Annotated in this window: 9 protein-coding genes; 7 read left to right on the forward strand and 2 right to left on the reverse strand. The window is 43.6% G+C overall.

The genetic code is table 11. From position 1 onward, the window contains the following. Positions 1 to 69: 69 nt before the first annotated feature. From HNR77_RS17345 to HNR77_RS17355, 3 genes are all read left to right on the forward strand, one after another. Positions 70 to 1,032, forward strand: coding sequence for a helix-turn-helix transcriptional regulator (locus tag HNR77_RS17345; RefSeq protein WP_184186940.1), 963 nt, complete (start codon positions 70 to 72; stop codon positions 1,030 to 1,032). A gap of 117 nt (positions 1,033 to 1,149) precedes the next feature. Then, entirely contained in the window at positions 1,150 to 1,776 is a 627-nt protein-coding gene (locus tag HNR77_RS17350) for a type 1 glutamine amidotransferase family protein (RefSeq protein WP_184186943.1), read from the forward strand. 233 nt (positions 1,777 to 2,009) lie between these two features. Next, positions 2,010 to 2,426, forward strand: a complete 417-nt coding sequence (locus HNR77_RS17355; protein WP_184186946.1) for a hypothetical protein — start codon at positions 2,010 to 2,012, stop codon at positions 2,424 to 2,426. A gap of 519 nt (positions 2,427 to 2,945) precedes the next feature. On the opposite strand, the gene HNR77_RS17360 is transcribed toward HNR77_RS17355, so the two are convergent. Together HNR77_RS17360 and HNR77_RS17365 are read right to left on the reverse strand one after the other, a co-directional pair. Then, positions 2,946 to 3,575: a putative bacteriocin export ABC transporter gene (locus tag HNR77_RS17360; protein ID WP_184187149.1), complete on the reverse strand. Its 630-nt coding sequence runs from the start codon at positions 3,573 to 3,575 to the stop codon at positions 2,946 to 2,948. Between the two features lie 16 nt (positions 3,576 to 3,591). Then, positions 3,592 to 5,814, reverse strand: coding sequence for a DUF1430 domain-containing protein (locus HNR77_RS17365; RefSeq protein ID WP_184186949.1), 2,223 nt, complete (start codon positions 5,812 to 5,814; stop codon positions 3,592 to 3,594). Between the two features lie 179 nt (positions 5,815 to 5,993). Between HNR77_RS17365 and HNR77_RS17370 the strand changes: the two genes are divergently transcribed. From HNR77_RS17370 to HNR77_RS17390, 4 genes are all read left to right on the forward strand, one after another. After that, complete coding sequence (locus HNR77_RS17370) at positions 5,994 to 6,356, forward strand: SAM domain-containing protein (RefSeq protein ID WP_184186952.1); 363 nt, start codon at positions 5,994 to 5,996, stop codon at positions 6,354 to 6,356. Positions 6,357 to 6,736: 380 nt separating this feature from the next. Further along, a complete protein-coding gene (locus HNR77_RS17380; RefSeq protein WP_260410624.1) occupies positions 6,737 to 9,001 on the forward strand; it encodes a cache domain-containing sensor histidine kinase in 2,265 nt (754 codons plus the stop codon). Next, complete coding sequence (locus tag HNR77_RS17385) at positions 8,989 to 10,599, forward strand: response regulator transcription factor (RefSeq protein ID WP_184186955.1); 1,611 nt, start codon at positions 8,989 to 8,991, stop codon at positions 10,597 to 10,599. Before HNR77_RS17380 ends, HNR77_RS17385 begins: the two co-directional genes overlap by 13 nt. 142 nt (positions 10,600 to 10,741) lie before the next feature. Then, on the forward strand, positions 10,742 to 12,058 hold the full coding sequence (locus HNR77_RS17390; protein ID WP_184186958.1) for an extracellular solute-binding protein: 1,317 nt from the start codon (positions 10,742 to 10,744) through the stop codon (positions 12,056 to 12,058). Positions 12,059 to 12,151: the final 93 nt, after the last annotated feature.

Consider the following 12,151-nt stretch of genomic DNA (forward strand, 5'->3'; position numbering starts at 1 on the left):
ATCAGTGAAGGGCTACGGCTTATCAGCTGGAAGATGAGATTACGGGTTAATCAAAAGTGAGGTCAGGTTATGTCCAAACATGATAATATGCTTGCCATTCTATGGATGTTGAACACAGGAGAGAAATGCACGGCGAAGCAAATATCGGAAAAGTTAGAGATACATATAAGAACAGTTTATCGGTACATCGATGCACTATGTGCCAGTGGCGTCCCGATCATATCTGACACAGGACACAATGGTGGGTATAGTTTGCTGCACAATTTTATCAAATCTCCTCTATTATTTAGTATTGATGAAAAAAAGACATTGCTCCAAGCTGCTCAATTTGCCAAAGAAGCCGGATATCCTTCGAGTGAGACATTAGACAATGCCGCTTCTAAGTTGAAAAGGTATTCGAATCAGGAGCAGGAGCGGTTGCTAAGCGATCATATAACCGGCTTGGAAGTCATAAACCGTAAGGGGTACCCCGCTCTTCAGCCGGTTTTGCAGGAATTGGAATACGCTGTAGCTAAAGAATGGTCTGTCGAAATTTCTTATCGCAACAGTCATGAAGAGCATTCCTCGGATAGGGTCATAGACCCCTATGGCTTGGTTAATTGGAACAACAAATGGTACACCACTGCATTTTGCCACCTGCGCAATGAAATCCGACGTTTTCGGGTAGATCGAATTATGAACATCACACGCACACCATTATCCTTTAAACGTCCCCTTGAGTTTTCAGCTCGTAGTTTTTTTATGAAAAATCTGTTGCCAGATGTAGCTGATCAATCCAAATACATTTCATTTATTATTAGGGGCAGGGCAGAGTCGCTGGATGATTTATGTATTCATTGGTTTCTGGAGCATCATTTGCAGGAACGGACATCAACACAAGCCACTTTTTTAATGGAGGAAAAAACACTATACACACACATTCCGTATATCATTCTTCCCTATGGGAAATCCATTCAAGTTATCGAACCGCAGCGTTTAAAGAATAAACTTGTGGAGGTTGCTTCAGAGCTAATGGAATATTACCAAGAATAACACGTTCACTGACAGGAGTTGTCAGTGAACGTGTTTTATTATAAGAGCAAGCAAGCCACTCATCATCACAGATGAAAGACTGCTGTTACCGAATGAACTTCAAGAGGAGCGTTAGAAATGAATAATACAGTATATCTCTATGTGTTTGACACAATGGCCGATTGGGAAGTGGGTTATTTAACCGCCGAACTGAACTCTGGAAGATATTTCAGAAAAGGGTTGGAAAGGGTAAAAATTATTACGATTGGAATAGAAAAAACGCCAGTAACAACAATGGGTGGATTGAAAATAACACCAGATGTTAGAGTGGATGAGTGTAACATTAAAAGCATCGATGCACTGATTTTACCTGGTGGGAATACATGGACAGAAGCCGTTCACGGGCCCATATTAAAAATGGCCGAGATGTGTCTAAAGGAAGAAATAGTCGTTGGGGCAATTTGCGGTGCTACCTTGGGACTTGCTCAAGCAGGCTTGTTGAATTCACGTTGGCACACAAGCAATGACTTGGATTATCTTAAAATGGTGTGCCCTACGTATACGGGAGAAGAATATTACAACAGGGAATTGGCTGTTACCGATGGGACATTGATCACTGCATCCGGAGTAGCTCCGATAGAATTTACTAGCCATGTTTTAAAAAGGCTTGATGTATTTTCTGACAGGACATTAGACGCTTGGTATCATCTTAATAAAACGCATGAACCTAAATATTTCTACGATCTAATGAGTTCGATCCAATAATCCGGGCGATTCAATCTCCGAATACTTTCGGATTTCTTGAGACACTGGGTGGCGGGTTCCTGAGAAGGGACTCGCTTTCTATTGGTTAAATGCCTGAGAAGAATTTGTTAAAATCTTACGAATAAGAAGGAGTATAGGTGAACCTATAATTGTTGATTAATAGTTTTCTAGATAATACAATATAAACAAAATATTTGGAGGTCAGAAAAATTAAACATATCACTACAATATTATTGTCATTATTGATTTCGATAGGTGCTTTTATCCTCTTGTACATATACGCTATTGATTCAACTGATGAGCCTGAGATAACGGATATATCTGGTCCTGTCCAGTTACTCACATTAACAGTGTTCAGTAATGAAGATCTCGCTGGAACTTCAACAATAAAACAGTTCAATATTCCAGCTGGATATGGTTATGTACAAGTGACTTTTAGAAACACAGGCTCAAAACCGTTCACGTTTACGATTAACCAAGGATCAGCTGCTGGCGCAATGCAGATGTCTGGTACTGTCCCAGCCGATGGTGAAGAATATGAATTTTCTAATGACGAAGCTTGGTCAACTGGAGAATTCTATATAAGCACATCTTCCGCACAAGGAATGTCAGGTACATTGGATGTACAATTGGGCATATTGAACTTTTGATGGAGAATTATAGTAGCCAATCCGTAGTTGTTAGCTTGACACACAAAGATACGGACAAAGTATATTTTTCTCAAAAAATACCTGAAAGAGGTATGATTACGTGGAGAAATTTCGAGCATGGTTACGAAATGGGGCTACGCGGAGGAGAATATATACTTCAATGGAGTGGAGGTGGAAGTCGTGTGAATGGGGCGTTTTCGGGAAAAATGGGTGCCTCGAGTTCAGATTTCTCCAATTGAATGATGTTTTGACTCTGAGAGAATGCTTCAACAACCTGAGCATCACACTTCGGTGTGTTTTTGATCAGCCACGATGTGCCTCCATTAGTAGTATCAGAAGAAGCACCTTGATGGGTGCTTTTTCTTTGTTCTTATACATGGTAATTTGAAAAAACCTATAATTACTGGGGGGTTCCCAGCAATTATAGGACATCAGAAAGTTCAGGGGAATTTTTTCGGAACTCCAAGAGATTATAGACTGCGCTCTTATTAGTCTGCATACCTGTATTGTCATTATCAATTATAGCTTTATCATTTGCTCGCATTGTTCTGCAACAAATTCATCATGTGTAACTATAATAACGGTTTTACCTTGCTGATGGAGCTCATGCAAAGCATTTAGAACAAAGTTGCGATTCATGGAATCTAGTGAACCGGTTGGCTCATCAGCTAAGATAACATCAGAAGGCTTCAATAAAATTCTTGCTAGTGCCAGACGCTGTTGTTCTCCACCAGATAACTCATATACTTTTTTATTAAATGGGATGTTCAAGCCTACTTTCTCTAATGCAGCAGTTTTTAAATGTTTTTTTTCATTTTTCGATTTTTTACTGTAGGCTAGTGCGACCTCCAAATTGTTGCCCACAGGGTCATTTTCGATTAAAGCGAAGTTCTGAAATAAATACGATATGTTATTTCTTAGGAGAAGCATTTGTTCTCTGCTTCCGAGTTTAGGTGCAACGATCCCTTTAAATTTTAAAGTACCTGTGTCCGGACTTTCCAGCATACCTAACAAGTTCATTAATGTTGTTTTACCTGATCCACTTTTGCCTGTAATAGCAATCAGTTGCCCCTGATAAATCGTTAAGTTAAAGTTTTGAACTACCTTATTGTCCCCATAAGACTTACTAACATTATGAAGCTCATACATTGGATTTTGATTCAAATTACTGATCTCCTCCCTTTAGAACTTGGGTCAGGTTTTTTCGCCAGTTTTTTTTCAGCCAGACTAATGTGACCCAAAATTCTAGTAATAAAAGAAAAAGGCACATAACAATAGCTAGAGCTAAATTTGTGCGTTCTGCATAGACCAGCCCTAGTATGGATATAGTCCATGTTAAGGAAAATAAAGCGATAAACTCCTTGTATTTTCTATGTGCAGAGAAACCGAACATTCCGCGTATAATGAATTTCTGCTGATATTTGCCGAAGACAATAGATATGCTTTGAAGTAGTAGAAGGATTAGTATAAACATGCTAATAACCAATGAAACGGAAGCGGTGTAGAACTGAATCTTCAAATGGTATAGCTTAGTTGCTATATATTGGTCAACCGTAATAAGGTAATGAAGATTATCATCCAATTTAAGCTGCTTTAGAGCGGGCTTAATTGACATATACGTTTTTTTTGTGTCACCGTCTATTAATTTTATTTTTAAGGGATCTGTACTACCACCACCCAATATGGCATCTCTATCTCCGAGTAGACTATTCTTTAATGTAACCACCTGAATAATAGGGTCGACAATATTATTATTATTTTGTGGGTAAACATCGGTGTTGAAGCTAAATACTTCTTGTCCATCCGTTGTCCAAATTATGCGAATATTAGGAGAGGCTACTGTTTTAGGTACATCAACTCCTAAAGTTTGTTTATCAAACTCGACTCTTTGTTTGCGTTCAGTTTGAAAGAAATTTAAGAGTTCACTCTCCTTATTTTTAAATTGTTCAGGCACAAGTAATATCCAATCCGTCTCGTCTTCAGAAATATTAACGATTTTCCCTTTTAGATCGTACAAAGGAAACTCATTTAGAAAGTTGGGATTAACATATACAGAGCGATACCCATCATAGTTCTTATCTAATTCAAGAGATGTCGTTTCATATGAGCGAGAGTTAATAAGTACAGAACCCATACTATTGAGTAAAGGATATAACTGATTGGCAGTTGTGCGAATGAATTGTGTTGAGCCATTTTGAAAATCGACAGAATCATAGCCAATGTTTACAGGGTAGAGAACTCCGTAATCGTTACTTTTTTGCCACTTGTGAAGTGTGGATTCTTCATTTTTCATTGCTCCGTAATTGGTGGCCAGATTAACGAACGAAGATACAACTGCGATTATTACTACCACTTTAAGCAGCAAATTAATAGTTAATATAATGGAGGTACTCTTTTTATTCTTTAGTACATAAACCACATTAAGACGTGCCATGCTAATATACGCAGGTATCGTTAAAGTTACTATTACTAGAGATAACAAGCACTGCTGAATAATAAGATCAGAAATAAATAAATAGCTACTACCCGGGACAAAGGATACCAGTATGATGGATAGCAACATTGCAGTAAAAAATACGTATAAGATCCATTTTCCAATTGACTCGAACCAAATTTTTTTTAATGAATATCCGAATAATTTATAAATTGCCAGACGTTTGGCTTCTTGGAATGAGTAGTAGAGAACAAAAAAAGCAGTGATAATAACTAGTACATAAAGTAGTAGTTTGATGTCTGTATTTGAAGTAATGTTGTACATATCCCTCGGAGAAGACATGTTCATAAAAGTTTGGGATGATACAGTAATATGCATATTCTTTGTTTCAAAGTAATGATTAATATTTTCGGTGAATTTTTTTAAAAAAAGCCCTAGAGTATCCCGATTACCTTCTACATAGTAGTACCCGCTAACAGGCAAATAGTCAAAAGAGCTTTTTAAAGGTTTAATAGATATACTATCATTACCTGCAAAATCCTGGATAACCCCTATCTGATGAGCATTACTTCCTTTAGATGTTGATAAAAAAGCCTTATTGTTCTTAGTATCCTCAATACTCAGAAAATTTCCGGATTGTAACGTTATATAATCAAATAGAGTAGTAGGTTTATTTAATAATATGTATTTTACCAACTCCATTTGCTGATCAGGCTTATTGTTAATGGCTGGTCGAATTAAATTCACGTTCATTTCTGAAGAGGTTCTTAATAAAATAGGGTAAATCTCGCTTGGATCTGATAAACCTGCTTCATCAGGTATAAAAAAAGCAGATCCGATTTTCTCTTCCAAAAGCAAAATGCGATTAAGTTCTTTTCGATCATAAGCTTCATAACTGACAAATAGAGAGAGAGAAAACGATAGTATCAAAAACAAGATAATGAGTTTTTTCAAATCAAATATCTCCTTCGCTTTTCTGCACTATTCAGCATTTTCTTGGTTTTATATATAATCCCAGAATTTATATATTATATCATAGTATGTAACAAAGCGAGATCCGAGATGTGTTGACGATAGAAATCTGCCAATGTTAACTTTTTTAGAAAACTGTATTCAGATGGAGGGAAACCCAAATGACCGAGAAACATTGGCTTGTCGTGCAGTATCCGCTGAAGAGTGCCAAGGGCAGCAAGCGTGATCAGTGGTTGAAGGAGAAGGTCATGGAGTATCTTGAAGCTGCGCTGACTCAGCATGATCTGGGAGAGGTGGATGGATGTGACCTGGGGAGCAGTGTGGCCGATCCGAACAAATTTGTGATGAATATTTTTTGTGTGGTGACGGATGAAGATCGAGGTATAGCAATGGTTAAAAAGGTACTGCGAGAGAGTCGGCTGGATTATACCCGTATCAACATTGCGACCATGCCTTACGGCACAGAAGGAAGTTACACGCTGAAATATGCTTCCAAAAAGGGTATTACCGAGTTCTCGCTTTAATTCGCAAGAGTAGCGTTGTTAACGAAGCTCTGCTTTCGCCTGTAGATGTTAGCTACGCGCTTGCGGGAGTCACCTGGCCTATCCTCATTCCCAATATAACTAATATGAGCGACGTTCACTTTTACGGTGAGGGTCGTTTTTTATGTCGTCCAATGTACATTTATTCATTCCCTTTGGAAATCACCTCCCTTACCAGACCGGTTCTCTACCAAAACAAACCTGCTAAAGCGATAAAAACAGTTGAGGTCCTTCAAGATTCAAGCATATAATATACAATTGTATAAAATCCGAGAGAGTGTATACGCCCGGAAAATTTGAGCCGATGGGAGGGCCTGATGTTGAGAAGGAAGCTCCAGCTAAAGTTTCATTGGAGAGAGTTGATGCAGCGTAAGCCCAGGACACTTGCTTTTAAAATCCCCTTTGCGTACTTTGTCATTATTCTGCTAACGGTGGCGTTCAGTGCGCTGGTGCTGAATCGTATTTCGGAAAATGATGCGCAGCAGAAAATTAACGAAGCATCTCTGCAGACGATTACCTCCATCCAGACAAACGTGAATCTTATGATGGAGAATGTGAACAATTATTCGAAAATGATTTTCTCCGACCCCAATCTGCAAAACCTGCTACGGCAGGGCAATGTGTATTCGAATTTGCAGACACAATCCAAGGTTAGTGCTTATTTGACCAACCTTATGCAAGCGGTTCCAATTATTGATTCAGTCTATATCTATGATAACTCGGGACATCGCTTTTCGGTAGGAACGCAGCAATGGCCTGCTTTTCTCGAAGCAAAGGTGGAGGATGCGCCATGGTATGAGCAGGCTTTGAGGTACAAAGGGAGGTATCTGCTCAGACTCAATGGTGGGGACAGCATCGAAAACGAGGTTGAATCGGTAACGGTGGCTAACAAGGAAACAGACAGGAGCCCGAATAACAATGATCAAGGCATTGGGCAACCGGGTCGAAACAATCGTGATAACAATAGTAGGAATATCGGTGAAAACAGCAGTCCAAAAGTGAATGGCCCTCCAGCCATTGGAATGAACATGGAACAAGAATATGAAAAAGTAAAGGACAACCAGCAAGAAAAAGAAAGGGACGCCGGGAGAGAAGATGATCAAGAGAGAATTGTCTCTTTTATACGTTTAATGCGTGATCTGGATGACACATCCCCGCTTGGCTTTCTGGTCATGAACATTAAAGAGAAATCCATTGCTCAAGCTTACGCCAATCTGCCTGCATCTGATTCGTTTCAGGTGGCTATTCTGGATGAGCATATGCGAGTTATCGCAACCAATGCCGCAGCAAACGTCGCTAGAAATACCGCTACAAACATGGCTTCTACAGCAGTTGCTTCAAAATCTCCAGTCCCTTCAGCACTTACATCGTCTACGAAGTCTACATCATCTCCAGCATCAGCAGAGTCATTTGCTTCCCAAGCCTCCACAGCTGCGGCTCAGAAGCAGGCGGGTATGCAGGAGATTTTACAGGCCAATCAGGCCAGGTTATCCCAAGCATTTCAGGAACAGCCCTCGGGTGTTGTGACACTGCATTCCGGCGGACAGGACTACGCAGTAACCTATCTCTCCGCTGGTGAAGATCAGTGGAAATATATCAGCATGAGTCCATACCGTGCCACAGATACCCGTAACAAATCATTGGTGCTGCTTGCACTTATGCTGCTTGCGGTGAACGGGTCTGTCTTTTTCATCAGCTCCTTCATCATCTCTCGCAGTGTAATCAAGCCCATCCATAAGCTGCTTCGATCCATGCAGAAAGCACCAAGCGGTAATTTTCGCAAAGTCAAAGTGGAGCTGAACAGTTCCGAATTCGAACAGCTGTACAGCGGTTATAACCAGATGATCGAGCAGATTGAACAGATGCTGAAGCGTATTATTCAGGAGCAGCAGACGATCCGCCGAGCCGAGCTGAACACACTTCAAGCGCAGATCAAGCCACATTTTCTATACAATACGCTGGATTCGATCACATCTCTGGCGATGTCGGGTATGAACGACAAGGTATGCGAAATGCTGGAGGCGCTCGGGAGCTACTACCGGTTAAGTGTAAGCAAAGGTAATGAGGTGATTACACTGCATGAAGAGGTTGAGATTGTTCGTCATTATCTGTCCATTCAGCAGGTACGTTATCCGGGTGTATTCGAGGTGCAGTATGATATTGATCCTGACTGCGAGCGGGTTATGATGCCGAAGCTCGTACTCCAGCCACTGGTGGAAAATTCACTGTATCACGGCATTCGCGCCAAAGGCAGCCCAGGCATGATACGTATTCAGGCTCGGCAAACGGCAGATGCTGTCACACTAACACTTACTGACGACGGAGTGGGTATGTCCAAAGAACAAATGCAGCAGATCCAGCGTTCAGAAAAGCAAAAATCCTTTTGGCCAATGCTCAAGCCATCGCAATCTGGCACCATCAGTTCAATTCAGGCCTCTTCCGTTCCAGCTTCTGCCCCCAACTCGGACGCTAATGTGAATGCGAGCTTTGGCCTGTGGGGAACGATGGAGCGGCTGCGTATTTATTATGATCGTGAAGATGTAATGAAGCTTGAGAGTGAGCCTGGAAAAGGAACCACCATAACCATTACCATCCCGAAGGGAGAAGGTGCACCATGGAACCATTAAAAGTATTGATTGTGGATGACGAGTACCTCATCCGAAATCTGCTGCGCATGCGCATCGACTGGCAGCAGCAGGGCATGCAGATTGTTGGCGAAGCCTCCGATGCTGCGGAGGCTCTGGAGCAGGTAGAGAAGCTGCATCCAGACATCGTGTTCACGGATATTTATATGCCCAAGATGGACGGCATTGAGCTGAGCGAGCGGATTCTGGAGTGTTATCCGAACATCAAAATCGTAGTGGTGACGGGACATGATGAATTTGAATATGCACGTCAGAGTGTGAAGCTGGGCATATCCGATTTTATTTTGAAACCGATCCGGGCATCCGAGTTATTGCAGGTTACCGCCAAGCTGCGAGCATCCATTGAGCAGGAGAGAGGGCGGGAGATTGAACTGGCGAAGCTGCGGGAGGAGATGGAGCGCAGTCTGCCGTATCTCAAGGAGCGATTTGTGAATCAGTGGCTGCAGGGGGCACTGCATGAAGAGGAAGGACGTGAGCAGATGCACTTTTTCGACGTTCCCATCCCGTCAGGCATGCCGGAATCTCAAGTAGCTGTAATCGAGATTGATGCATCTGTCCACCCATATGTCACAGAGGAGATCCCGATCATGCTTCGTTTGCAGGGTTTACAGCATGTTCAGGCCTACTACCAGGAGAATCCGCACATCATTATCGTGATGGACACACATAACCGCATTGTCACCCTCTCGATCGATCCTAATGCAAGCCTCGCTTCTCAGATGGAGCTCCTTCAGGAGAAACTGCAGCATTTGCTTACTCTCGAAGGCATTGCAGTACAAGTAACGGTAGGGATCGGACAGAGGCATGCCGGGTGGGAGGGGGTCTGTACGGCGTACCGAGAGGCTTGTCGAGCGCTGGAATACCAGGCATTTGCGGGGAAAAATCAGGTCATTTGCTTCGAGGATCTCGTGATGGACGGACGCAATCACAATCAGCCCTATCGCTCCGACACCAGCCTGCTTCAGCAGCTGCAATTTTGCGTCAGTGTAGGTGCGGGGGAAGAGGCGCTGTCTCTGCTCGCCAAAATCCTCGCTGCTCCATTCTCCAATGTGGTACAGTTTCGCATGGCTGCCATGGATGTAATTACGGAATGCCAGCGCGCCGCGATGGAGCAGCAGCTTGAGGGTGAGCAGGTGTTTAACAAGGAAGCTGTTGCCATGATGCTGATGGTAGAGCATTTGCCTGAGCTGAAAATGCTGCTGGAGCAGCATGTCCGGACCATAGCGGATGCGATTCAGACGAAACGTCAAGCGAGGGAAGGCAATCTGATTGATCAGGTCAAGGCGTACCTTGAAGAGCAGATGGGCAATGCGGATGTGGGTTTATCGAGCACAGCGGCTGCTTTTTACGTAAGTCCGGGTCATTTGGGGCGTTTGATGAAAAAAGAAACCGGGCAGACGTTTGTTGAATATTTAACGCAGCTTCGCATGAGAAAAGCCGAATCGCTGCTGAAGCAGACCGATCTGAAGGGGTATGAGATCGGGGAGCAGGTAGGCATCCCGGACCCGCATTATTTCAGCGTGTTGTTCAAAAAACAGTTCGGCCGCTCCATGAATGAGTATCGAAACGTCAAAAGTTAGCGCACTCCGCACCCGGCAATTTGGTCGCGCTTTCATAAATGTTCGAATATTACAAAGCGATGCCTGTTTTCTAAATGGAGCACACTGCACACGTTTACTAAAATGTGAATAGAACCAACAAAAAGATCGGGGAGGTCATATGATGAAAGCGCTATTAAAGAAATCTTTACATCTGTTTCTGGCTCTGGGGCTTGCGGGAAGTCTGGCGGCATGTTCGTCTGGATCAAGCGGCGGGTCGCAGGGAGAAAGCAATGGCAAGATCAAGCTGACACTGTGGGATCAATCCGTCGGTACAACAGACCCGTCAGCCAAGCTGCTGCCCGAGATTGTGGAGAAATGGAACAGCGAGCATCCCGACATCCAGGTTGAACGTACAGGCACCACAGGAGAGCAATATAAAACCAAGGTGAAAACCTCTATCGCGGCAGGTGAGGCGCCAGACCTGTTTTACGGAATGGGCGGGGGCAGCTTTATGCAGCCTTATATCAAATCCGGCAACATCCTGGAGATTACAGAATATTTGAAAGACGATATCAAGGAGCGAATGGGCCCGGGGATGGCAGAGGCGATTAACATGGACGGCAAAATCTACACGCTGCCTGTGTACACACACATCGCTAATCTTTACGTGAATACGGACCTGTTTGACAAGGCGGGTGCCAAAATTCCGACTACATATAACGAGCTGCTGGATGCTGTCACCAAGCTGAAGGCGGCGGGGATTACGCCGGCTGTCATTGGCGAGAAGGATCGCTGGCCGGGCATGTATTGGTATGACATTATTGCGATGCGTCAAGCAGGCAATGCAGCCGTGATCGAGGCCTTCAAAGACCCGTCCAAGTGGGATTCACCAGACTTTGTGGCAGCCGCCACCAAAATGCAGCAGCTCGCCAAGGCTGGAGCGTTCAACAGCAGCATGTTCAGTATGAGCTATGACGAGATGCTGGGGGCGTTTAACGCTGGCAATGGAGCGATGATGTTCCAGGCCAACTGGGTGAATGCAGGTATTGAAGACCCATCGTCTTCAGCGGTAAAAGGCAAAGTGAAGGTCATCCCGTTCCCGATATTTGAGGATGGCAAAGGCACCAATACCGAAATCTTCGGCGGAGCCGTCGATGGATTCTACATCAGTCAGACGACTCAGCATCCGAAGGAAGCCGTGGAATTCCTCATGTATCTGAGCGAGCAGCTGGGTACGCAGGGTTTCCTTGCTGGAGCCGGACTGCCGAGCTGGAAGACGGATTCCCTCGATACGTCCAGCCTGTCCTCTCTCGACCTGTCTGCTGCGGACATTATGAAAACGGCAACCTCATTCATCGCGTGGTGGGATAACATTCTGCCTGCCGAATCGGCCGAAGCACATAAAAACCTGATCGCACAGCTGCTGGCTGGTGATGTGACGCCAGAGGAGTTCTGCAAGCAGATGGCGCAGCTGAAGCCAACGGAGCTAAGCCTGTAGGTTAAACAGGCAAGCATGCTTATGCTGCGTGCACGTCCTTTCGAACTTTGAATGCATATACATCTTGTAAACAGGCTCTCTCTGCCGCCTGCT

Source organism: Paenibacillus sp. JGP012 (genome assembly GCF_014203995.1).
Taxonomy (GTDB): Bacteria; Bacillota; Bacilli; order Paenibacillales; family Paenibacillaceae; genus Paenibacillus; species Paenibacillus silvae.

What these genes read in the sequence shown, in the direction of transcription:
- HNR77_RS17345 (WP_184186940.1), top strand. Translation starts at nt 70, where the DNA reads ATGTCCAAACATGATAATATGCTTGCCATTCTATGGATGTTGAACACA.
- HNR77_RS17350 (WP_184186943.1), top strand. Translation starts at nt 1,150, where the DNA reads ATGAATAATACAGTATATCTCTATGTGTTTGACACAATGGCCGATTGG.
- HNR77_RS17360 (WP_184187149.1), bottom strand. Translation starts at nt 3,575, where the DNA reads ATGTATGAGCTTCATAATGTTAGTAAGTCTTATGGGGACAATAAGGTA.
- HNR77_RS17370 (WP_184186952.1), top strand. Translation starts at nt 5,994, where the DNA reads ATGACCGAGAAACATTGGCTTGTCGTGCAGTATCCGCTGAAGAGTGCC.
- HNR77_RS17380 (WP_260410624.1), top strand. Translation starts at nt 6,737, where the DNA reads ATGCAGCGTAAGCCCAGGACACTTGCTTTTAAAATCCCCTTTGCGTAC.
- HNR77_RS17385 (WP_184186955.1), top strand. Translation starts at nt 8,989, where the DNA reads ATGGAACCATTAAAAGTATTGATTGTGGATGACGAGTACCTCATCCGA.
- HNR77_RS17390 (WP_184186958.1), top strand. Translation starts at nt 10,742, where the DNA reads ATGAAAGCGCTATTAAAGAAATCTTTACATCTGTTTCTGGCTCTGGGG.